This is a genomic window from Martinezella hainanensis (assembly GCF_900094555.1).
Classification (GTDB): domain Bacteria; phylum Pseudomonadota; class Alphaproteobacteria; order Rhizobiales; family Rhizobiaceae; genus Rhizobium; species Rhizobium hainanense.
The window spans coordinates 579,193-601,332 of record NZ_FMAC01000004.1 but is presented as its reverse complement, the minus strand read 5'-3'; the positions used below and the strand labels follow the sequence as shown (position 1 = coordinate 601,332).

The following is a 22,140-nucleotide window of genomic DNA, read 5'->3' as shown; positions in this document are numbered from 1 at the left end:
CTATTCTTTGCGGGTGCCGGAAATATCCTTCACGAAGAATATCTCCGGGCTCGGCTGGATGATGCGAAGGTCGATGCTACCGGCGGCCTTGAAGCCGTTGCGGCGGTGCCATGCCTGCGGCTCAGCCTCCGCCCATTCGCTCGATGTCATCAGATGCTCGGCACCCTCGTCGATCATGGCGGTTTCCCAGGCGTGGAACAAGGCTGTTCCCACGCCGTCGTGCTGGCGCGACGGCAGCACACGGATCATGTCCATATAGGGTATTTTGCCCCAGAAGCGGCTGAAGCGCAGAAAGCCGACGAGCTCGCCATCCTTCTCGGCCACGAAATATTCGCCGTGCTGGACGCAACGGCTGATCCAGGCTTCGCTCGCATCATCGTGCTCGATGAGCCAGGGCAGATCTTCGGAGCGCCCGCGTCTGACGATCATGAGCGCCACTCCCTTGCGTCGGGATGCCTATTCCTTCGCATCCAGCGCGTGACGGCCGAAATCAGGCACGTCGACGTCCTGGCCGGCTTCGACGATCGAGCGGCGAATGGCGCGCGTACGGGTGAACAGTTCGAAGATCTTGTCGCCGTCCCCCCAACGTATCGCGCGCTGCAACGACGCCAGATCCTCCGAGAAGCGCGACAGCATCTCCAGGATCGCATCGCGATTGTGCAGGCAGACGTCGCGCCACATGGTCGGATCGGATGCGGCAAGGCGCGTGAAGTCGCGGAAGCCGGAAGCGGAATATTTGATGACTTCCGACTCGGTCACCGTCTCCAGATCGTCGGCGGTACCGACGATGTTATAGGCGATCAGGTGCGGCAGATGCGAGACGATCGCCAGGACCTTGTCGTGATGCTCTGGGTCCATTTCGTCGACGCGGGAGCCCAAAGTTTCCCAGAAGCCGCGAAGCGTCTTGATCGCTGCTTCGTCCGTGCCGGGAACGGGTGTGAAGATGCACCAGCGTCCCTTGAAGAGACCTGGAAAGCCTGCATCCGGGCCGGACTTTTCCGTACCCGCCAGAGGATGGCCCGGAATGAAATGCACGTTGGAGGGCATATGCGGCTGCATCTGCGCGATGACCGAGGCCTTGGTCGAGCCGACATCGGTGACGATGGCGCCCGGCTTCAAATGTGCGGCGATTTCCTTGGCGACGCTCTCCGAGGCTCCCACAGGCACCGAGACGATGATGAGATCGGCATCCTTGACCGCTTCGGCCGAAGATGGCGTGTAACGGTCGCCGAGCTTCAGCTCTTCGGCGCGCTTCAGCGTCTCGGCGCTGCGCGTCGAGATCACCACTTCCTTGGCAAGCCCGAGTCGCTTGATATCGTGGGCGATGGAGGAGCCGATAAGGCCGATACCGATCAATGCGATGCGGTCGAACTGGATGTTGCTCATGCCTTGCGTCCCGTAAATTCGGTCAGAGCGTCGATGACGCCGAGATTGGCCTCTTCGGTGCCGATGCTCAAGCGCAACGAGTTCGGGAAGCCATAGGCTCGGACGGCACGCAGGATATAGCCGCGGCTCGTCAGGAAATCGTCCGCCTCCGCAGCGCGCTTGCCGTCGCTGTCAGGGAAATGGATCAGCACGAAATTCGCAACCGACGGCGTTACCTTGAGGCCGAGAGCCTCGAGCGCAGCCGTCATCTTCCCGATCCAGAGCGTATTGTGCGCTACGGCCTTCTCGGTGAAGGCTTGATCGCGAATGGCGGCCGCCCCAGCCGCGATGGCGGCGCTGTTCAGATTGAACGGAGCACGCACGCGGTTGATCGCATCGACGATATCGACCGGACCATACATCCAGCCGATGCGAAGGGCCGCCAGACCATAGACCTTCGAGAAGGTACGGGTCATGACGACGTTCTGGTTTGCCGAAACGAGCTCAAGGCCGGCCTCATAGTCGTTGCGACGGACATATTCCGCATAGGCCGCGTCGAGCACGAGGATGACATGCTTCGGCAGGCTCGCCTGCAGACGGCGGATCTCGCTGACCGGCACATAAGTTCCGGTGGGATTGGCGGGGTTGGCAATGAAGACCATCTTGGTCTTCTCCGTGACGGCGGCCAGGATCGCGTCGACATCGACGGTGCAATCCTTTTCCTTGACCGTCACGGGCGTCGCGCCGGCCGCCATGATCTGGATTTTATAGACCAGGAAGCCGTGCTCCGTGATGATGCCTTCGTCACCGGTGTCGAGATAGGTGTGGCAGAGCAGGCCGAGCAGCTCGTCCGAGCCGGCTCCGCAAAGAATATTGGCCACATTCAGCCCATGCACATCGGCGATCGCCTGGCGCAATTCCTTGGCCTGTCCATCCGGATAGCGTTCGAGATGTTCGGCAGCACCGCGGAAGGCTTCGATGGCCTTGGGGCTGGCGCCAAGCGGCGTCTCATTCGAGGAGAGCTTGAACACGCGCGCAACGCCCGGCGCATGCTCCTTGCCCGGCACATAGGCGGCTATATCGAGAATGCCGGGACGCGGGACGGGCTTGCTCATTTCCATGCTCATGGGATCGACCTTGGGAAAGACCGGAAAATTCCGGTTTATGACACCCCGTCGCATTAATGCGGATTAACAAATTTGTCGAGTGTGACGCGACGGCGAAAGCATCAGGTGCCGTCGCGCGTCGTCGGTATGCCGCGCGGCGCTAGAACCGGCACGAAGACACGACGCGAGGCGCGAACAGCAACGGGCAGGCCCTGATAAAGCCGTTTCTGCGCCTCGACGATGATGACGCCCGAAAATGCCGGCCAAAGGGTGCGGCCGACCCGCTCGAAGGCGCGGCGCAGCCGCAGCACCGTGCGCAGTTTGGAAGGTGGGAAGAAGAGTGCTTCTGCGGTCGCACCCGGCGTGAAATTGGTTTCACGCAGCAGCGACGTAAGCTGGCCGCGCGAATAGGGCCGGCCGGAGCCGAAGGGCGTGTGCTCCATGCGCGCCCAGACACCACGACGGTTCGGCACGGCGATGACAAGCCGCCCGCCCGGCGCCAGCACACGCCAGAGCTCCTTCAGCGTCTCCCGCGGGCTTTCGGCGAATTCCAGCGAATGCACCATCAGCACCCGGTCGATCGAACTATCCGGCAGAGGAAGCTCTTCATCGAAGATCAGCGCCGTCGACGAGGCCGAACCCATCGGCCAGTTCACCGCTCCCTGCCCCGCCGGCATGAAGGCGAAGGTGCGCTCGGTATCGGCGCGGAAGCGATCGAGATAGGGAACGGCATAGCCGAGGCCGACAAGCCGCTCTTCCGGCATCCGCGCCCAGATGGAGGACAACGCCATGGCGATCGACTGCTCCGCCAAGCGACCGAGCTCGGAATGATAAAACTGGCGGAGATCGACAATATCGGCGTGCATCGAAACAAATGTTATCAGCCGAGCGTTGGACTTCAAGGCCGAACGGCTTACATTCTCCATCAACGTAAAAGACGAGGACGATTTCGATCATGAAACCATTGGAATTAGAGATTTTTATCTGCCGTTCCGACAATTTCGGCGTCTTGGTCCACGATCCGGAAACCGGATTGACGGCATCGATCGACGCTCCGGAGGCAGATGCGGTCCTGAAGGCGGCCGATCGGCGCGGCTGGACGATCAGCCACATCCTGACGACCCATCATCACACCGATCACGTCGAGGGCAATCTGGCGCTGAAGGAGCAGTTCGGCTGCGAGATCATCGGCCCGATCAACGAGGCCGTCGCCATTCCCGGCCTCGATCGCGCCGTCGGCGATGGCGATACGTTCGAGTTCGCCGGCCATACGGTCAATGTCATCGAAACGCCCGGCCACACTGCCGGCCACGTCTGCTATCACTTTGCCGACGACAAGCTGCTTTTTGCCGCCGATACGCTGTTTGCGCTTGGCTGCGGCCGCCTGTTCGAACGGCCGGCAGCGGATATGTGGGCGTCGCTGCAGAAGCTCGCCGTGCTGCCGGACGAAACGGCCGTCTATTTCGGCCATGAATACACGCTCTCCAACGCCCGCTTCGCGCTGACCATCGATCCCGACAACGAGCGGCTGAAGGCGCGCGCCGCCGATATCGAGGCATTAAGGGCGGGGGGTAAGTTCACCATTCCGACGACGCTGGCGCTGGAGAAGGAAACCAACCCCTTCTTGCGCGCCGCCGATCCGTCGATCCGCCGCCACCTGCTGATGGAAAGCCGCAGCAATGACGAGGTCTTCGCCGAGATCCGCAAGCGCAAGGACAATTTCTGATGCAGGCAAAGGAAATCATCGAGACGCTTTCCATGCAGCGGCATCCGGAAGGCGGCTGGTACGTGCAGACGTTTCGCGACGCAAATGGCGGCGCGCGTGGCCATTCCACCGCGATCTACTATCTGCTGGAGGCGGGCGAGCGCTCGCACTGGCACCGGGTCCACGATGCCGCCGAAGTCTGGCATTATTATGCCGGCGCGCCTCTCGCCCTGCATCGCTCCGCCGACGGCAAGGGCAGTGAAAGGCTCGTGCTAGGCATGGATCTGGCGAAGGGCGAGCGCCCGCAAGCGATCATTCCCGCCAATTGGTGGCAATCGGCCGAAAGCCTCGGCGAATTCACGCTCGTCGGCTGCACGGTCGCGCCCGGTTTCGAATTTTCAAGCTTCGAGATGGCGCCGCCAGACTGGAAGCCGATCTCAGACTGAACCTCTTTTTGCCTTTCATTGACATCACGCAGGATGCGACCAGACGGCGCGCAGCGGCAGTCTTGAAAAAGCGACGCGCTGTGTCAGCTTTACACGGGGAGAGTGAAAATTGATTCAACTGGAGGAGGTTTTTTCGTGCGTTTGTTGTTCCCTTTGCTCGTTGCAGCAGGTTGCGTCGTGAGCGCGCCTGTCTTTGCCCTTGATGCACCGGCTTCGCCGCCGGCCGAAAAGCCCCTGAAAAACTTCGTGACTTCGGTCGAGAAGGATGGGTCGATCACCTTCCGCCTCTATGCTCCAGCGGCAAAGGCGGTTTCCGTTGCCTTGGGCTCGCGCGATCCCATCGCCATGCAACGCGGCGACGATGGCACATGGAGTGCGAAAACGGAGGTGCTGAAGCCGAACCTCTACGAGTATTACTTCAACGTCGACGGCTTCCGCAGCATCGACACCGGCACCAATGCGCCCAAGCCGCAGCGACAGGTCAATACCAGCCTCATCCTGGTGCCCGGCAGCATTCTCGATACCCGCAACGTACCGCATGGCGACCTGCGGCTGGTGACGCTCCATTCCAAAGCGCTCGATTCGGAGCGGCAGATGTATGTCTACACGCCGCCCGGCTATACCGATTCCTCCAAGCCGCTGCCCGTGCTCTATCTCTATCACGGCTTCGGCGATACGGTGGGGTCCTGGGTCCTCCAGGGCCGCGCGCCGCAGATCCTCGACAATCTGCTTGCCGAAAAGAAGATCGAGCCGATGATCGTCGTCATCCCCGATACGGAAACCGACGTACCGAACGCGATCGCCGAGAATTTCCCGGCCGCCGATCGCCGCGCAAACTTCTATCCGGCAAATGCCGAGGCGGCCGATCGCGAGCTGACCGAAGACCTTATCCCGTACATGAAGAAGCATTATCGGGTGCGAAACGAGGCAAGCGGCCGCGCCGTAGCCGGCCTGTCTCAGGGCGGCTATCAGGCCCTCGTGTCCGGTCTTTCTCATCTCGACACCTTCGGCTGGGTCGCAACCTTCAGCGGCGTCAGCACCACGACCGTTCCGAACAAGACCGTCGATGCCGTGCTGAACGAGCCGGAGAAGATCAACAAGGCTCTGCGTAACTTCACGGTGACGGTCGGCAGCAAGGACCAGGTCGTCGGCAAGGACGTCGCGGGCTTGAAGGCGACGCTCGACGACAAGAAGATCAAGCATGAGTACCACGAATATCCGGACCTCCAGCATGAGATGGATGTCTGGCGGCCATCGCTCGTGGCCTTCCTGGAAGAGGTCTTCAAGAAATAAACGACAGCGATTGCGGCGGAGCTATTCCGCCGCTTCCACCTGCGTCGGCACTGCATCGTCCCGACGCAGGATCATGCGATGGGCGGCCAGTACCGCCCCACCGGTCACGAGCAGGCAAGCAAGCGCAATGCCCCAGCTCGGCTCCGCAAAGCCGAACAGCGTGAGGATGAGCGTCGACAGCAGCGGCGCAGCATAGCTTGCTGCGCCGAGAATCTGGATATCGCCGTTCTTGACGCCGTAGTCCCAGGCATAGAACGCAGCCCCGACCGGAAAGAGGCCAAGGCCCAGTACCGCGATCCACTGCGCCGTGTTCTCCGGCCAGATGGTTTCCTCCAGGCCAAGATGGCAGAAAAGGGAAAGAATCGACGTCACGAGGCAGAAGATGGTGACAACGTCGGTGGAAACGGCCTCGAAACGGCGCGTGATCAGCGAATAGCCGGACCAGGTGAAGGCGCAGAGGAAGGCCGCGCCATAGCCGACGGCATAGGCGCCCTCGAAATGGAATCCATTGCGACCGACGATCAGAACCGTGCCCGCCAGCCCCATCAAGGCGCCCAGGATGTGATACCAGCGCAGCCGCTCGCCAGGCAGCAGCGCGGAGCCGACGACGATCAGCAACGGCCAGAGATAGGCGATCAGCCCTGCCTCCACCGCCGGCGCATGGCGCAACGCGGTGAAATAGAGGAAGTGGTAGCCGAACAGGCCAGCAATGCCTGTTATCCAGACCTTGGCGGGTTGGCGCAGCAGCTGCAGGCGCTCGGGTTTGAGCAGGAGGACGACGATGCCCGGAATGCTGCCGATAGCAAAGCAGATGGCGAGCAACTGAAATGGCGGCATCTTGCCGGAGGCGACGGTCAAGAGCGCCAGAAACGACCACATCAGAATGGCCGAAAAGCCCGTCAGCGTCGCGCGAAATTTCACCCCTGCCCCCAGTTCGTTATCGCGGACATCCCCGGCCCGCTAAAGCAATTCCAGGAAAAATGCACAACAATTTTCCATCTGGAATTGCGTAAGAACAACAGCGAGAACCGTCAAGTGATTCCGCGAAGCGGTTGACGGGGCTAGCTGCCGTATTTTACGGCCGTGATCGTCACCGTCCCGTATTGCGTCGGGATGCGGACATAGACCGGGGCATAGACATTCATGGCATCGGCCTTGGCAAACCAGATCTCCATATTGTCGCTCTTGGCGAGATAGAGATAGTCCTTGCGCGTGCTCTTATAGCCGCTCTTCGGCGTGAAGCGCACAGCGCAGGCGATGGTCTTGCCCTTGAAGCCATCGGTCGAGAAGGGATGCGACCCCTTCGGCGACAATTTCAGATCCATGCGCATCTCGCCGTCGAAGACAGCCAGCGTCTGGTTGCAGAGGTTGAGGCTCGGCGTGATCGGAAAGATCATGCCGGATATCGGATCGAGCACCGCCTTCAGGTCCGCTTCCGTAAGGGGAACCCAGGTGTCCGGGCGCTTCGGTTCAGGCGTGATCGTGTTCGACGTCACATTGCCGTTGGCATAGGCGACATCATAGGTGCGCTCTCTCTTGCCACTCTTGTAGAAGAGCGTGTAGTGCGTTGCCTGCAGCTTGCTGTCGTTGACGACGCCGGTCACATCGGTCCGCGCGTCGATGGACGTCACGAGATCGGCAAGGCCGGCAGAGGTGATATCGCCGCGAATGGTAAACTGTTTGCCGGTGACTTCGGTCTTGAAATCGGCTCTTGCGATCGGCAGGCCGGCCAGCGAAACGCGATAGCGCGTTTCATGCCGCAGCACATCGGCCAGAGCCATTGACGGCACCGACGCAACGATAGCTGAAATAATAAGCCACTTCCGAATTTGAACCATGATCAAGGCCTTCAACGAGGATCAGGCAAGTTATATAGTCGCTTTGCTCGCCTGCTGCGAGCGCCAGACAACAGCAGCTTTTTGACGGAATTGCGGGAAAACACAAGGTTTGGCTTGACGCGGCCGGCCTCTCTGACTATAGAACCGCAACTTTCCAATTACGGCCTATTGGATTGCGTGCCGGGCTTTGCCCGAGATGACTATCCGATGGCCTAGAAAAACAAAAGTAGGTGTACCATGTCCCGCATGTGCGAATTGACCGGCAAGGCCGTCCTCGTGGGCAACAATGTCAGCCACGCCAACAACAAGACCAAGCGTCGGTTCCTGCCGAACCTCTGCCAGGTCACGCTGATCTCCGACGTTCTCGGCCAGCGCTATCGTCTGCGCGTTTCCGCTGCAGCGCTTCGCTCGGTTGAACATCGCGGTGGTCTCGATGCTTTCCTTATCAAGGCAAGCGAAAACGAACTCAGCATGCGCGCTCGCCTGCTGCGTCGTCAGATCGTCAAGAAGTCTGCCGAAGCTGCTGTTGCTGCCTAAGCACTAGCGCTTCGCGATATCATTACCGGCTAAGAGGCTTGCACGGATCATTTCCGGACAAGCCTTTTTCCATGTCCGGTTTCCTTCAACTGGTGGCATCTCCCAGGATAAAAAAAATGCTGACACTGCGTCATACCCTTATCTACGTTCTGCTGATGACGCTGGTCGTCGTCGCTTCCAATATCCTCGTGCAGTATCCGCTGCAGGCCACCCTCGCCGGCATCAATCTCGCGGATATCCTCACCTGGGGCGCCTTCACCTATCCTGTCGCTTTCCTCATCACCGATCTGACCAACCGCCAGTTCGGCCCCAGGGCCGCGCGCAAGGTCGTCTTCGCCGGCTTCGTCGTCGGCGTCGCGCTGTCCTTCTATACGGCGCAGCCGCGCATCGCGATCGCCTCCGGTTCGGCCTATCTTGCCGGCCAGCTGCTTGATATCTCGGTCTTCAACCGCCTGCGCCGTATGGCCTGGTGGCGCGCGCCACTGTTCGGCTCGCTGATCGGCTCGATGCTGGATACGCTGATCTTCTTCTCCTTCGCTTTCGCGCCTTTCTTCGTCTTCTTCGGACCGAACGATCCCTTCGCGATCGACTGGGCACCGATCCTCGGCGTGTTCTCGACATCTGCCCCGCGCTGGATTTCCTGGGCGATCGGCGATTTCTCGGTCAAGGTGACCGTCGGCCTCGTGATGCTGCTGCCCTATGGCGCGCTGATGAACATGCTGAAGCCGATGTCGCAGGCGCCGACCGCCTGAGCGGTCGATCGTTCGGCGCGGATCATTTCGATGCGCGCCGAGGCTCCTTTTACCGATATGACAGGCAGTTCAGGACGGCGGCGGCGAAGGCATTCGGGCTTTCTGCCATCATCAAATGGCCGGTATCGGCAATATTGATCCGCGCCGTGCAGAGATCATTCGCCCAATCGGGAACATCCCAGCCCTCCGCCGAGCGACGTCCGGCAATCAGATAAACGGGAATGTCGGATTGCAGAATGCCGCGCACGGCCTCCAGATAGGTAGGCTCGCCCGTTGCCGCGACCACCGCCTTCGCCTGCGCCTTGATCGTCGACGGCGGCTGATTGGCAAGCCAGCCTCTGGCGAGCGATGACGTCCAATCGTTGATCTGTACGCCTGCGCCGGCGATCCACGCGTCCGGATCGGCTTCATAGCCCGAAATGATGCCTGCCACTTCCTCGACCGGCTTCACGGCAATCTGGCCCGACCAGAATGCATCCTTCAGCGTAAAATTTCCTTCGACGCTTGTCAGCGATTCGATGAGTTCGGGGAAATGGCTGGCGACCAGCATCGAAACCGCGCCGCCAACCGAATGGCCGACCAGATGCACCCTGCCCGCGCCAAGGCCGGATATGAAATCCGCAATATGACGCGCCTGATCAAGAAGGGAGAGGCTGCTGGTGTCCGCCGCGCGATTGCGACCATAGCCGATAAGATCGGGAGCATGAACATCGTCATTGCCGAAAGCAGCCAGGATCTTGGGGTCGCTCAGGCTGCCAAAGAGCCCATGCACCAGCACGATAGGTTTGTCGTGAGCAGACATGTCGAGGAATCCGGTTGTTGGAGCAAAGGTGTCGCTTAGCCCACGACCGAGATTTGCTCAATGCAGGCGCAGCGAATAAATCGGCCGGCCTCGCTTCTAGTTCTGGCTGACGAGATCGTCGTCGCGCAGGCGAAATTCGAGCATCAGGCTGCGCTGCAGGATCGAATGATTGTCGTCCGAGACCAGAATGAGGTGAAGCGAGCCATCGGCGGCGCGAAAGACGTCGATACCTTCCATATTGTCGATCTGCTCTCGCGTGCCGGCTTCGAAGATGACATTGCCATCCACAACGGCGCCCGGCTTGATATCAGCGCCAGCAATGCGGCGGATGCGCACGCCAAGGCCATGCATCAGCCCGAAGCGCCGCTCCAGCAGCAACAGGTCGCCATCAGGCAGAAAGACGCCATCGCTGACACTGAACTCGCCATCATGCCGGACGGTGAAGCGACCACTCAACGGACCGTCCAGAATGGCGGCAAGCATATTGCCCTCATCATCCCGGCTATCTTCCGTAACGATGACAGCACCGCCGGCAAGCGGGCTCGACTGCGGCGCAATCATCAGCGCCTCGAGGCTGCGATTGGCGCGCAGCTGCAATCTCGGGATCGGGAGTGGCAAGGTGCCGTCAGGTGGTGAAATCTCGAAGCCCGGGTCGGGATAGGCGTCGATGCGATGATATTGTTCGTAGCTGACAAGGACATGATCGTCTCGCAGCGCCAGCCCCTCCGCATCCATACCGCTCCTGCCGGCGTCTGTGCCGCCGTGACGATCGATCATAGGCAAGATACGGGTGTCGCTGATACCCTTCAGCCGGCCCTCATCGTCGCGCTCGATCGCTCCCGTCAGCCAATGACCGGTATCCAGTACCGAAATGAAATGCCGCAGGTCGGAACGGAAACGAATGGCGGAGATGGCTCCGAGAAGCGCGTTGTCCGAACTGAGTTCAAGGCCGCCGACAAATTCCAGCGAACCGAATCGCGTTTCATTCGAGCCCGGCCTGAACGTGGAAATCACCGTGGCGCGGATATTTGCCGGACCGCCTTCCTCGCCATCATCGCCGGCGCTGCAGCCGACAAGCAATGTTGCCAAAACGGCTGCCATCAAAGCAGCCCATGCCCTGGATGCGCGGCGGCCTGAAGGAGCAGTGCCGCTGGCTGGAAAGGGCACCGGCCGCAAGGCCGATGCCGGAAGGAGCGACAGCGGGCTCAGCTGGCGCGGCGCATGCGCGAGCGCGGCATGCTCGTCTGATCCTCGAACAGCGAGGCAAGCTGTTCCGTCATGGCGCCAGCAAGCTCGTCGGCGTCGACGATGGTGACGGCGCGGCGATAATATCGCGTGACGTCATGGCCGATGCCGATCGCCAGCAGTTCGACGGGTGAACGCGTCTCGATCTGGTCGATCACGGCACGCAGGTGCCGCTCCAGATAATTGCCCGGATTGACCGACAGCGTGGAATCATCGACCGGCGCGCCGTCCGAGATCATCATCAGGATGCGGCGCTGCTCACGACGGCCAAGGAGACGGTTATGCGCCCAGATCAGCGCCTCGCCGTCGATGTTCTCCTTGAGCAGGCCCTCGCGCATCATCAGGCCGAGATTGCTGCGCGACCGGCGATAAGGCTCGTCCGCGGACTTGTAGATGATGTGGCGCAGGTCGTTCAGGCGGCCCGGCGTCTGCGGCTTGCCGCTGGCAAGCCACTTCTCGCGCGCCTGCCCGCCCTTCCAGGCCTTGGTGGTGAAGCCGAGGATCTCAACCTTCACGCCACAGCGCTCCAGCGTGCGGGCCAGGATGTCGGCGCAGGAGGCGGCAACCGTGATCGGCCGTCCGCGCATCGAGCCGGAATTGTCGATCAGCAGCGTCACGACCGTATCGCGGAACTGCGTATCGCGCTCCATCTTGAATGACAGAGCCTGCATCGGGTCGATGATCAGGCGCGGCAGCCGTGCCGGATCGAGATAACCCTCTTCCAGATCAAAGTCCCACGAGCGGTTCTGCTGCGCCATCAGGCGGCGCTGCAGGCGGTTTGCCAGCCGACCGACGGCACCCTGCAGATGGGCGAGCTGCTTGTCGAGGAAAGCGCGCAAACGCTCCAGCTCGGCCACGTCGCACAATTCCTGTGCCGTCGTGGTCTCGTCGAACTCCTCCGTATAGACGTGGTAGTCGACCTTCTCGTTGAAGTCGGCGAAAGGCGTATTCGGACGGCGGGTCTCGCCCGGCGTTTCGGAATCTTCCTCGCCCTCTTCGCTCATGTCGTCGTCGGAGATCTCGCCGCCGTCTTCGGTCGCGCCGTCTTCCATCTGCTCGTCGGAAGCTTCGCTGTCCTCGGCCGGCGCGGCATCGGAGCCTTCGTCTTCCTTGACGTCGTCGTTATCCTGATCCTCGCCGTTCGGCTTGTCCTCTTCGCTCGGCTGCTCCTCGCTGTCGGGCTCGGATTGCTCGTCGCCATACTCCTCGGCCATTTCCATGGCTGTCAGAATGTTGCGCACGGCACGGGCAAAGCTCTGCTGGTCGTTGATCGCCGAAAGCAAGTTCTCGAGTTGACCGCCGGTCTTTTCCTCGATGAAGGGGCGCCAGAGGTCCAGCACCTTGCCGGCGCTTTCCGGTGGCTTCTGACCGGTCAGTTTCTCGCGCACGATCATCGCCATGGCTTCGCCGATCGGCGCATCCTCGCGTCGTTCGATGCCGGAGAAGTTCGCCTTGGCGTATTTCTCCGTATTCATGGAATTGAGGTTGGCGGCAACGCCGCTCATGCGCAGCGAACCGATCGATTCGACGCGTGCCTGCTCGACGGCATCGAAGATGCTGCGGGCATCCGCACCCTGCGGCGACATCACCGCGTGCACGCGGGCATCATGGCAGGCGAGCCGCAGCGCCATCGAATCGCCAAGCCCGCGGGTCACCGCGAGCTCATGGGCTGTCGGCCGCTTCGAAAGCTCCGGCAAGCGGATGCGCTCGCCAGTCATCCCCGGGCGTTCATTGGCGAATGCAACCTCGACCTCGGCATCGCCGGCGATCGAGCGCACACAGCCAGTGATCGCCCGGCGCAACGGCTCCATGTCCACCGGGGCACCCGGCTTCGCTTTGGAATTATCTCCGCGACCTGACATGATGTGTCGGCTTTTCCTTAGGCTTCGAGCACGATGTTGGCGGCACTTTCCTTCAGCTCGACACCAAAGGCGCGCTGATAGTGCTCGGCGACCAGCGGCCGCTCCAGCTCGTCACACTTGTTGAGGAAGGTGACGCGGAAGGCAAAGGCGACATCGCCGAAGATTTCCGCATTCTCGGCCCAGGTGATGACGGTACGCGGGCTCATGACGGTCGACAGGTCGCCATTCATGAAAGCCGCGCGCGTCAGGTCGGCAACGCGGACCATCTTGGAGACGGTATCGCGGCCCTTGTCGTTGCGGAAGGACTTCACCTTCGCCAGCACGATATCGACTTCGTTGTTATGCGGCAGGTAGTTCAGCGTCGTCACGATCGACCAGCGGTCCATCTGTGCCTGGTTGATCTGCTGCGTGCCGTGATAGAGGCCGGTGGTGTCACCGAGGCCGATGGTGTTGGCGGTTGCAAACAGGCGGAAGGCCGGGTGAGGACGGATGACGCGGCTCTGGTCGAGCAGGGTCAGGCGGCCCGAGGATTCCAGCACGCGCTGGATGACGAACATCACGTCCGGACGGCCGGCATCGTATTCGTCGAAGACGAGCGCGACATTGTGCTGGTAGGCCCAGGGCAGAATACCGTCCTTGAATTCCGTAATCTGCAGACCATCCTTGACGACGATCGCATCCTTGCCGACGAGATCGATACGGCTGACGTGGCTATCGAGGTTGATACGCACGCACGGCCAGTTGAGGCGCGCAGCGACCTGCTCGATGTGGGAGGACTTACCAGTGCCGTGATAGCCCGAGATCATCACGCGGCGGTTATGAGCGAAGCCGGCGAGAATGGCGAGCGTGGTCTCGCGGTCGAAGAGGTAATCCGTATCCAGATCGGGCACGTAGGCGCTGCCCTGGCTGTAGGCAGGGACGCGGATGTCGGAATCAATGCCGAAGACTTCACGGACCGAAACGGTGGTGTCGGGGACTTCGGAAATATCAAGGTCAATCTTGCTCATCATGTCTCCAGGGCGGGTGGCTCTCACCCTGCCATATCAAACTCAGCCGATTTATCCGAAACGCCGCAGCTTGTTGCCCGCATCCGTTCGGTCGGAACAGCGGCGATACTTCTCCGGGACTAAAGCAAAATCTCGGCGCGATGATACGATCGCTTGCGAGCATCCTTGAACAGAGTCCCCGGACAAGAAACGCCGCGTCCGGAAAGTTGACCGAGGTGCAGCTAGCCAAATGCGCACCCTGCCGCGGTTGCCCGCAGCTTCAGCCGATTTGGACCATACCTGATTGAAGGCGGAGAGCAAGGACGGGAATTAACAAAAACCGTTCTGCTTCAATAATTGATAGGCCTGAATAACCGCGCGAAAGCGTTCCTCCGATCCGCGGTCGCCGCCATTGGCATCGGGATGGTGCATTTTCACCAATTCCTTGTAGCGGCGCTTGATTTCCGGGGCCGAGGCGTTGGCGCCGAGACCCATGGTATCGAACGCTTTCGCTTCCAGCGTTTTCAGCTTGCGCTGCTGCGGGAAACGCGGGCCGCGACCCTGTCCCTCGCCTTCCTTGACGAAGCCGAACGGATCGCGGACGCGGGAATAGGAACCCGATCGGATATCGGAATGAAGCGGGCTGTTCTTGGCTGCCTTGTTGACGCCCACGGTCCAGGTCGGACGATGGCCGGTAATGGCTTCCTTCTGGTAGCGCGCGATCTCCCCGTCCGAGAGGCCGGAGAAATAATTATAGCCCTTGTTGTATTCCTTGACGTGCTCGAAGCAGAACAAAAAGAACTGCCCTTCCGCATTGCGCCCGACCGGGGCGCGATGCGTGCCGTGTTTGTCGCAGCCATCCCACTGGCACGTCGGCGGACCCTGTTCGGGCTCCTGCGCGCGTTTGCGGCGAGTGCGAATTCGATCGAAATATTTTGAATCAAGTCTCATGGCGTCCTAATTATGGGGCCTTGGATACCCCACAACAAGAATTGACAAACAGGAATGTTATAGGCTTTGTGGGAGCCTTTTTTCGTGAGCGAGGTCGACGCGGGAATATGGAAACGACACTGCAATCCCGCATTGAGCGGAAGCTCAACGACGCCTTTGCGCCCGAGCGCCTTGCCGTCATCAATGAAAGCCACCTTCATGCGGGTCACCAGCCCGACATGACCGGAACCGGCGAAACTCATATAAGAGTTCGCATCGTTTCCGCCAAGTTTTCGGGCATGCCGCGCCTTGCGCGCCACAGGGCGATCAACGAGCTGTTGAAGCCGGAACTGGATGCCGGCCTGCATGCGCTGGCCGTGGAGCCCGCCGCTCCGGGAGAGGCAGTGCGCTGGTAGGCGGGCACAGCGTATAGCCTAGCCACGCCGGCCCCCAACTGCGCATCAAGCTCCGACAAAATTGAAAAGTGGCGCCATGTTGCCGGCATCCGCGGCCCGAAGAGCGAGGATGTAGGCGTTCCGTCGCTCGTTATCGGCTTGCAGATCCACGCCGCTCGCCCACTCAATCGGCGGGTGCCCGAAATAGTCTTGAAGGAAAATATCAGCCGCTATGCGAGCGTGCCGGCCGTTTCCGTTCGGGAAAGGATGTATCTGCACCATTCTATGATGAAAGCAAGCAGCAGCTTCCTTGGGCGGAAACACCAAATGTCCGGCCCAATAGCGCGCATTGTCCAAGAGGATCCGAAGCTGAACAGATATTTGAAATGGGTCGATACCAATGTTTTTCTCGGTCAGACGATAGGTTCCAGCCCATATCCAAACGTCGCCAAACAACCTCTTGTGGAGTGTCCTTACAAATTCGTCCATCAGAATGTCACCCGTCCGCCGCCGCGCTGCCCAGCGAAGACCGGCCGTGATGTTTGCGCTTTCAAGCTCGTCGAGTTGAAGGCGAGTCGTGATGTGCTTGAATTTCAGTCCCTCGATATCGTCAACGTCAAGCGGCGTCGCGCCCTCCGGTTCCTGAAACATCAATCCGCCGCCCAGAGATCCGATGGTCTTTTTTCCGCGATTTCCCTGGCAAGGCTTTCGATCTCGTCATTGAGAATATCCAGCTGCAGGGCCTGCTTCTCCAAGGCCATATGGGCATTAGTCCGATAGATCATCGACCGTGCCTTTGTCCGCGCTTGATCCATGATCATCTCTTCAACGGAACCCTTCGGCACGATGCCATAAACGAAACGCCCTCCCATCGCTTCCGCAAGCTTTTCCAGCTGCCCGATGGAAATCGTCTTCAAACGCTCATTTTGCTCCGCCTGATAAATCGCACCACGGCTTACCGCCAGCCGACCCGCAAGCTGCTGTACGGACATTCCAAGCGCCTTCCTCATAGTGGTTATCCAGCCTTCAGGCGGCGAATCGCTCCAGAGCTGGCCCGCAGCTTTATCGACCAGCCTGGCATATTGCTTCGCCACTGCTTTTTTTACACTCATCGAGTTTGCCGCCAACACCCATTTGCGCATCTATAGCTATACGATTTTAAAAATTTTGTACAGGCAAGGCGATACAAAAACATACAAATTGTATATTTATATATATACATATAAAGCATAATTGCGCAGTCAACGCTTAACATGAGGTACTTCCTCATGCTTTTCACGACCAATTTATCTCTTGAGATCAAGCCTACTCCGGCTTTGCCTCTTCCGTCTCGGCGGGGCGAATACGCAGCTTGGTGATGCGGTTCTTTTCCCGCTTCATCACGATGAAGCGCTTGCCGTAGAAGGTGAAGGCCTGACGCTCTTCGGGGATGGTCATCGATTCGTGGATGACGAGGCCGGCGATCGTCGTCGCCTCTTCGTCGGGCAGATCCCAGTCGAGCGCACGGTTCAGGTCGCGAATCGGCACGACGCCATCGACGACGATCGAACCGTCGGCTTCCTGACGCACACCCTGGATATCGAGGTCGTGCTCGTCGGCGATATCGCCAACGATTTCTTCCAGAATGTCTTCCAGGGTGACGATACCCTGCACCTCGCCATATTCGTCGACGACCACGGCGAAATGCTGCTTGCGGCGCAGGAAGGCATTGAGCTGGTCTTCGAGGTTGGTGCTGTCGGGCACGAACCAGGGCTTTTGCGCGATCTTGACGATATCGAGGTTTTCCGGCTCGACATTGCGCTCCGCCAGCGCCCGCAGCAGATCCTTGGCATGAACGACGCCGATGATGTTGTCGATCGTGCCGCGCCAGAGCGGCATGCGCGTATAGGGGCTGTCGAGGATCGCGCGCACCACGACCTCGGGCGGATCGTCGGCATTGATGGCCCGCATCGCCGTGCGGTGCACCATGATGTCGGACAGCTCCAGCTCACCGAGATCGAGCACGCCGCCCAGACGGTCGCGATCGGCCTTGACCACGGAACCCTCACGGTGAAGCAGGTCTACGGCGCCGCGCAGCTCCTCATGCGCCGATAACATCGACACCTCCCTGGAGAGGTTGATGCCGAACAGGCCAAGGATCCAGCGAACGATGGCATTGACGAAACTTGAGATCGGGCCGACGAAGGCAACGAACAGCCGCACGGTGCCGGCCACATTGAGCGCGAAGCGATCCGGCGTTGAAATCGCCCAGCTTTTCGGCAGCACTTCGGCGAAGATGACGAGAATGACGGTCATCGCCGCCGTCGCCAGCGCCACGCCGGAATTGCCGAACAGGCCGAGGAAGACGCTGGTCGCAAGCGAAGAGGCCAGGATGTTTGCGAGATTGTTGCCGATCAGCAGGGCACCGATCAGCCGGTCGCGACGCTCGATCAGACGCCGCACGATCCCGGCCTGTTCGTCGCCATTTGCTTCGAGTGTATGGATGCGCGTGCGCGAGACGGCGGTCAGCGCGGTTTCCGAACCGGAGAAGAAGGCTGACAGCAGCACGAGCGCGATGATCGAGACGATCTCGGGCCAATATTCGAACAATACAGCCAGCGTGCCCTCGACGGTCATCAGGGATGCTTTTCCTTCAGGAAACTCAAGACTTCGGAGGACGGCACATCATCGGCAACGAAGGATTGGCCGATGCCATGCGTGAGGATGAAGGTGAGTTTGCCGCTCTTGACCTTCTTGTCCTGCGCGATCGCATCCATCAGCGTTTCGGCTGGCGGCAGCGCACCCGGAATATCGCCCATCCGGGTCGGCAAGCCCACAGTCTTCAGATGCGCCTCGACGCGCCTGGCGTCATCCGGACTTGCCTGATTGAGGCGCGCGGAAAATTCATACGCCAGCACCATGCCGATCGCGACGCCCTCGCCATGCACCAGCCGGCGGCTGTCATAGGCGGTGGCCGCCTCCAGCGCGTGGCCAAAGGTGTGGCCGAGATTGAGCAGGGCGCGGGGGCCGTTTTCGCGTTCATCGGCAACGACGACGTCAGACTTTGCCTGGCAACTTGCCGCGATCGCCTCGATGCGAGCAGCACCGCCCGAGAAGACTTGCCTCCAGTTCGCCTCGAGCCAGGCGAAGAAATCGGGCTTGTCGATCAGGCCGTATTTGGCGACTTCGGCGTAACCGGCGCGAAATTCACGCTCGCTCAGCGTATTCAGCACGTCGGTATCGGCAAGCACGAGGTCCGGCTGATGAAAGACGCCGACTAGGTTCTTGCCGTGATGGGTGTTGATGCCGGTCTTACCGCCGACCGACGAATCCACCTGCGACAGCAGCGAGGTCGGAATCTGGACGAAACGAACGCCGCGCCGCACGATGCCGGCGGCAAAGCCCGAGAGATCGCCGATGACACCGCCGCCAAGCGCAATCACCGCATCGTTGCGCTCGACGCGCGCCGTCAACACCGCATCGCAGACGGTGATCAGGTGCTCGAAGCTCTTGGTCTTTTCGCCGGCGGGCAAAACGAGGCTGGAGGCCTGGACACCGGCCGCTTCAAGGCTGGTGACCAATGCGCCGAGATAAAGCGGCGCGACGTTTTCATCGGTGATGATGGCGGCCTTGCGGCCCTTCAGCCGCGCGGCGATCTCTTGGCCTGCACGCGCGATCAGGCCGGGGCCGATCAGGATGTCATAGGCACGCTCGCCAAGAGGTACGCGTACGAGACGCTCAGCGGAAGCCGGTGTGATCGCATTCATCGTATTTTGCTTTCTGCTTTCTTTCCCTCGGCGATGGCGGCAAGAACTTCCTTGACCATGATATCCTTGCTCACGTCGCGGGAGAGAACCGTGATATCGGCTTCCGCATAGATCGGATAGCGTGCATTCATCAGGTTCTCGAGGGTCTGTTTCGGATTCTCGGTCTTGAGCAGAGGACGCGTCTCACGCTTGTTCACCCGGTCCCACAGCACGTCGAGATCGGCCTTCAGCCAGACGGAAAGGCTGCCGCGCTTGACATGCAGCCGCGTGCTTTCGTTGATGAACGCGCCGCCACCCGTCGAAACGACGCGTGGGCCGCCCTTGAGGAGCCGCTTGATGACGCGCGTTTCCAGCGCCCGGAACTCCTGCTCACCATAGGCAGCAAACAGTTCGGCGATCGTCATGCGCGACACGCGCTCGATTTCAACGTCCGTATCGACGAAGGGAAGGCCGAGCTGCTGCGCAACGGGCCGGCCGATCGAGGATTTTCCTGCCCCCATCAATCCCACGAAAACGAGATTGCGCTGACCCAGCGCAGCACGCGCCCTGTCTTTGAGGCTCTCGGCAAGGGTCAGGACTTGTTCACTCATCGGCCCATTCACAATTTCTTTGGAAACGGTATCGTCAAATGCACCGGTAGCGTCAAGACGCCGCTGCCGTAAACATGTCTGCAATATCCTTCAGCTAACCCTTGAAGGACATAATTATTGCGCATCGCCACGCCAATGAACGGCGAAGGAGAGTTTTCGAATGCCGACCCTGTTTCGCTTCCTTGTCATCTGCGCGGTCATCGCCGGATCGATCTATGGAGCGATGTGGGCGCTCGTGCTCTTCGTCGATCCCCAACCGCGCGATGTGACGATCCGCGTTGCTCCCGAACGCCTGAACCCGCCGACGACAGGCTCGCTGAAACCATGAGCGGGCAAGCTGAAAATGTACGAGCGGGCAAGAGGGATCTGGGGCGAGTGCATCTGGAAGCCTTTCTCGAGATGATGAGCGCCGAGCGCGGCGCCGCCGTCAACACCCTGCAATCCTACGAGCGTGATCTCGACGATCTCCATACCTTCTTGTCCCAACAGGGCGTGCGCCTGACGGAAGCCGGCTCCAGCGATCTGGGCTCATACCTTTCCAGCCTGTCGAGCCAGGGCTTCAAGCCGTCCTCCCAGGCACGCCGCCTCTCGGCCATGCGGCAATTCTACAAGTTCCTCTATGCCGAAGGTCTGCGCACCGACGATCCGACGGGAATTCTCGATGCGCCGAAGAAAGGCCGCGCCCTTCCGAAGACGATGGGCGTCGATGAGGTGACAAAGCTTCTGACCCAGGCAGAACAGGAGGCGGCGGTCGAAGGGCCTGACCGGCTGCAGCGCTTGCGTATGCTGGTGCTTCTGGAAATGCTCTATGCGACGGGTATGCGCGTGAGCGAACTCATCTCTCTGCCGGCAAAGGTGCTGGATCAGGAAGGCCGCTTCCTGATGATCCGTGGCAAAGGCAACAAGGAGCGGCTGGTGCCGCTGTCGCATTCCGCCATTTCGGCGTTGAAGACCTATGGACGGCTGCAGGCCGAGATTGCCGCGAACGCCAAGAACCCTGCCCCCGAAAGCCCATGGCTTTTCCCCGCCGCCTCCAGACAGGGCTACCTGCCGCGTCAGGTTTTTGCGCGCGATCTCAAGGACCTTGCCATCCGGGCCGGTCTGACGCCTTCGCTGATCTCGCCGCATGTGATGCGCCATGCCTTCGCAAGCCATCTTCTCGCCAATGGCGCAGACCTGCGCGTCGTGCAGGAACTTCTCGGCCATTCGGACATTTCGACGACGCAAATCTATACACATGTGCTGGAAGAACGCCTTCATCAGCTGGTCCAAACGCATCACCCCCTTGCCAAACAGGCAAAAAAACAGGATTAGGACCGGCATACAGGCTGAAGCCGCCATCTCTCGTAACGGGCAAAAGGATCGGAAACGCACCTCATGCACAATTATCTGGACTTCGAAAAACCCATCTCGGATCTCGAAGGCAAGATTCACGAGCTCAAGAAACTGGCGAGCGAAGACGAAAGCATCGACACGTCCGAAGAAGTCGGGCGGCTTGAAATCCGCGTTCGCGAGGCGATGGCCGATATCTATTCCAAGCTCAACGCCTGGCAGAAGACGCAGGTCGCCCGCCACCCGCAGCGCCCGCATTTCGTCGACTATGCCAGCACGCTCTTTACCGAATTCACGCCGTTGGCCGGCGATCGCCAATTCTCCGAAGACGCCGCCATCCAGGCAGGCTTTGCCCGCTTCCGCGGTCAGCCGGTCGCCCTCATCGGCCAGGAGAAGGGCAACGACACCAAGAGCCGCCTGAAGCACAATTTCGGCAGCGCCCGGCCGGAAGGCTACCGCAAGGCGATCCGCATCCTCGAAATGGCCGACCGCTTCCAGTTGCCCGTCATCACGCTGGTCGACACCGCCGGCGCCTATCCGGGCGTCGGAGCAGAAGAACGCGGCCAGGCCGAAGCGATCGCCCGCTCGACCGAGATGTGTCTCGGCGTGAAGGTGCCGATCATCTCCATCGTCATCGGCGAAGGTGGCTCCGGCGGCGCCATCGCGATCGCCGTCGGCAACCGCGTCTATATGCTCGAACATTCGATCTATAGCGTCATTTCGCCCGAAGGCGCGGCCTCGATCCTGTGGCGCGATTCAACGCGCGCCAAGGAAGCCGCGACCAACATGAAGATCACGGCCGATGATCTGAAAGGCCTCGGTGTCATCGATGGCATCATCTCCGAGCCAGTCGGCGGCGCGCATCGCGATCCGAACGCGGTGATAAGCTCGGCCGGTGAGACGATTGCGAACGCGCTCGCAGAACTTTCCAGCCGTTCGGGCGAACAATTGCGGAGCGACCGCCGCCAGAAATTCCTCAACATCGGTCGCAATCTCTAAGCAGCATTCGGAAAAAGTGATCGCTGAAAGCGGGAATGAGGCCAAACCTTGGCCACATTTCCGTTATCGAAGCTTTTATGGCAAAGAAAAGCTTGCCGGCGCGCCGCAGGCACGTCATAGGCTGGTAAGGAATTTTCAAGTATAAGCCGTCTATGATTCCGTTTCATGCTTCGAGGGGAGTGGCGAAACAGATCGAGCTGCCACTCTTCGC

The 22,140-nt window shown here is 60.4% G+C and carries 25 protein-coding genes; 9 read left to right on the top strand and 16 right to left on the bottom strand.

Annotation, left to right across the window (positions count from 1 at the left end; genetic code table 11):
• The 4 genes from GA0061100_RS16480 to GA0061100_RS16465 form a co-directional block, all read right to left on the bottom strand.
• A complete protein-coding gene (locus GA0061100_RS16480) occupies window positions 1-429 on the bottom strand; it encodes a GNAT family N-acetyltransferase (RefSeq protein ID WP_075853756.1) in 429 nt (142 codons plus the stop codon).
• A gap of 27 nt (window positions 430-456) precedes the next feature.
• Entirely contained in the window at window positions 457-1,386 is a 930-nt protein-coding gene (locus tag GA0061100_RS16475; protein WP_075853755.1) for a prephenate/arogenate dehydrogenase family protein, read from the bottom strand.
• Complete coding sequence (hisC, locus tag GA0061100_RS16470; RefSeq protein ID WP_075853754.1) at window positions 1,383-2,492, bottom strand: histidinol-phosphate transaminase; 1,110 nt, start codon at window positions 2,490-2,492, stop codon at window positions 1,383-1,385. Before hisC ends, GA0061100_RS16475 begins: the two co-directional genes overlap by 4 nt.
• 101 nt (window positions 2,493-2,593) lie before the next feature.
• Window positions 2,594-3,373 (bottom strand): class I SAM-dependent methyltransferase, encoded by a 780-nt coding sequence (locus tag GA0061100_RS16465; RefSeq protein ID WP_075853834.1) that lies wholly within the window; start codon window positions 3,371-3,373, stop codon window positions 2,594-2,596.
• Window positions 3,374-3,426: 53 nt separating this feature from the next.
• Here GA0061100_RS16465 and gloB point away from each other — a divergent pair, with 53 nt between their 5' ends.
• The 3 genes from gloB to GA0061100_RS16450 all read left to right on the top strand — a co-directional run bounded on the left by gloB (window position 3,427) and on the right by GA0061100_RS16450 (window position 5,915).
• On the top strand, window positions 3,427-4,197 hold the full coding sequence (gene gloB, locus GA0061100_RS16460) for a hydroxyacylglutathione hydrolase (RefSeq protein WP_075853753.1): 771 nt from the start codon (window positions 3,427-3,429) through the stop codon (window positions 4,195-4,197).
• Window positions 4,197-4,622, top strand: coding sequence for a cupin domain-containing protein (locus GA0061100_RS16455; protein WP_075853752.1), 426 nt, complete (start codon window positions 4,197-4,199; stop codon window positions 4,620-4,622). Before gloB ends, GA0061100_RS16455 begins: the two co-directional genes overlap by 1 nt.
• A 135-nt stretch (window positions 4,623-4,757) precedes the next feature.
• Entirely contained in the window at window positions 4,758-5,915 is a 1,158-nt protein-coding gene (locus tag GA0061100_RS16450; RefSeq protein ID WP_075853751.1) for an esterase, read from the top strand.
• A gap of 21 nt (window positions 5,916-5,936) precedes the next feature.
• Here the strand turns inward: GA0061100_RS16450 and yddG are convergent, their stop codons facing one another.
• Complete coding sequence (gene yddG / locus GA0061100_RS16445; RefSeq protein ID WP_075853750.1) at window positions 5,937-6,836, bottom strand: aromatic amino acid exporter YddG; 900 nt, start codon at window positions 6,834-6,836, stop codon at window positions 5,937-5,939.
• A gap of 140 nt (window positions 6,837-6,976) precedes the next feature.
• A complete protein-coding gene (locus tag GA0061100_RS16440) occupies window positions 6,977-7,753 on the bottom strand; it encodes a DUF3108 domain-containing protein (protein WP_075853749.1) in 777 nt (258 codons plus the stop codon).
• Window positions 7,754-7,990: 237 nt separating this feature from the next.
• Between GA0061100_RS16440 and rpmB the strand changes: the two genes are divergently transcribed.
• Together rpmB and GA0061100_RS16430 are read left to right on the top strand one after the other, a co-directional pair.
• Window positions 7,991-8,290 carry a 50S ribosomal protein L28 gene (rpmB, locus tag GA0061100_RS16435; protein WP_004107717.1) on the top strand — a complete coding sequence of 100 codons (300 nt, stop codon included), beginning with the start codon at window positions 7,991-7,993 and terminating at the stop codon, window positions 8,288-8,290.
• A gap of 116 nt (window positions 8,291-8,406) precedes the next feature.
• Entirely contained in the window at window positions 8,407-9,042 is a 636-nt protein-coding gene (locus GA0061100_RS16430; protein WP_075853748.1) for a queuosine precursor transporter, read from the top strand.
• Window positions 9,043-9,091: 49 nt separating this feature from the next.
• Here the strand turns inward: GA0061100_RS16430 and GA0061100_RS16425 are convergent, their stop codons facing one another.
• From GA0061100_RS16425 to GA0061100_RS16405, 5 genes are all read right to left on the bottom strand, one after another.
• Entirely contained in the window at window positions 9,092-9,844 is a 753-nt protein-coding gene (locus GA0061100_RS16425) for an alpha/beta fold hydrolase (RefSeq protein WP_075853747.1), read from the bottom strand.
• A gap of 96 nt (window positions 9,845-9,940) precedes the next feature.
• Window positions 9,941-10,945, bottom strand: coding sequence for an esterase-like activity of phytase family protein (locus GA0061100_RS16420; protein WP_075853746.1), 1,005 nt, complete (start codon window positions 10,943-10,945; stop codon window positions 9,941-9,943).
• 104 nt (window positions 10,946-11,049) lie between these two features.
• Window positions 11,050-12,951 (bottom strand): cobaltochelatase subunit CobT, encoded by a 1,902-nt coding sequence (gene cobT / locus GA0061100_RS16415; protein WP_075853745.1) that lies wholly within the window; start codon window positions 12,949-12,951, stop codon window positions 11,050-11,052.
• 17 nt (window positions 12,952-12,968) lie between these two features.
• A complete protein-coding gene (gene cobS / locus GA0061100_RS16410) occupies window positions 12,969-13,958 on the bottom strand; it encodes a cobaltochelatase subunit CobS (protein WP_075853744.1) in 990 nt (329 codons plus the stop codon).
• A gap of 309 nt (window positions 13,959-14,267) precedes the next feature.
• Complete coding sequence (locus GA0061100_RS16405) at window positions 14,268-14,888, bottom strand: J domain-containing protein (protein ID WP_075853743.1); 621 nt, start codon at window positions 14,886-14,888, stop codon at window positions 14,268-14,270.
• A 107-nt stretch (window positions 14,889-14,995) separates the two neighbouring features.
• Here GA0061100_RS16405 and GA0061100_RS16400 point away from each other — a divergent pair, with 107 nt between their 5' ends.
• Window positions 14,996-15,283 carry a BolA family protein gene (locus tag GA0061100_RS16400; RefSeq protein WP_075853742.1) on the top strand — a complete coding sequence of 96 codons (288 nt, stop codon included), beginning with the start codon at window positions 14,996-14,998 and terminating at the stop codon, window positions 15,281-15,283.
• Between the two features lie 45 nt (window positions 15,284-15,328).
• Here GA0061100_RS16400 and GA0061100_RS16395 read toward each other — a convergent pair whose 3' ends face one another.
• The 5 genes from GA0061100_RS16395 to GA0061100_RS16375 all read right to left on the bottom strand — a co-directional run bounded on the left by GA0061100_RS16395 (window position 15,329) and on the right by GA0061100_RS16375 (window position 19,598).
• The gene (locus GA0061100_RS16395) at window positions 15,329-15,913 is read right to left on the bottom strand and encodes a mobile mystery protein B (RefSeq protein ID WP_075853741.1); all 585 of its coding nucleotides are present in this window, start codon (window positions 15,911-15,913) and stop codon (window positions 15,329-15,331) included.
• Complete coding sequence (locus GA0061100_RS16390; RefSeq protein WP_208621537.1) at window positions 15,913-16,404, bottom strand: mobile mystery protein A; 492 nt, start codon at window positions 16,402-16,404, stop codon at window positions 15,913-15,915. The genes GA0061100_RS16395 and GA0061100_RS16390 overlap by 1 nt, the downstream gene beginning before the upstream one ends.
• Before the next feature lie 163 nt (window positions 16,405-16,567).
• Window positions 16,568-17,878 carry an HlyC/CorC family transporter gene (locus tag GA0061100_RS16385; protein ID WP_075853739.1) on the bottom strand — a complete coding sequence of 437 codons (1,311 nt, stop codon included), beginning with the start codon at window positions 17,876-17,878 and terminating at the stop codon, window positions 16,568-16,570.
• Window positions 17,878-19,008, bottom strand: coding sequence for a 3-dehydroquinate synthase (aroB, locus tag GA0061100_RS16380; protein WP_075853738.1), 1,131 nt, complete (start codon window positions 19,006-19,008; stop codon window positions 17,878-17,880). The genes GA0061100_RS16385 and aroB overlap by 1 nt, the downstream gene beginning before the upstream one ends.
• Entirely contained in the window at window positions 19,005-19,598 is a 594-nt protein-coding gene (locus GA0061100_RS16375) for a shikimate kinase (protein WP_075853737.1), read from the bottom strand. The genes aroB and GA0061100_RS16375 overlap by 4 nt, the downstream gene beginning before the upstream one ends.
• Before the next feature lie 160 nt (window positions 19,599-19,758).
• Between GA0061100_RS16375 and GA0061100_RS34880 the strand changes: the two genes are divergently transcribed.
• The 3 genes from GA0061100_RS34880 to GA0061100_RS16365 all read left to right on the top strand — a co-directional run bounded on the left by GA0061100_RS34880 (window position 19,759) and on the right by GA0061100_RS16365 (window position 21,929).
• Window positions 19,759-19,926: a hypothetical protein gene (locus GA0061100_RS34880; RefSeq protein ID WP_167459830.1), complete on the top strand. Its 168-nt coding sequence runs from the start codon at window positions 19,759-19,761 to the stop codon at window positions 19,924-19,926.
• The gene (gene xerD, locus GA0061100_RS16370; RefSeq protein WP_075853736.1) at window positions 19,923-20,912 is read left to right on the top strand and encodes a site-specific tyrosine recombinase XerD; all 990 of its coding nucleotides are present in this window, start codon (window positions 19,923-19,925) and stop codon (window positions 20,910-20,912) included. Before GA0061100_RS34880 ends, xerD begins: the two co-directional genes overlap by 4 nt.
• A 63-nt stretch (window positions 20,913-20,975) precedes the next feature.
• A complete protein-coding gene (locus GA0061100_RS16365) occupies window positions 20,976-21,929 on the top strand; it encodes an acetyl-CoA carboxylase carboxyltransferase subunit alpha (RefSeq protein WP_075853735.1) in 954 nt (317 codons plus the stop codon).
• The last annotated feature ends 211 nt before the right edge of the window (window positions 21,930-22,140 follow it).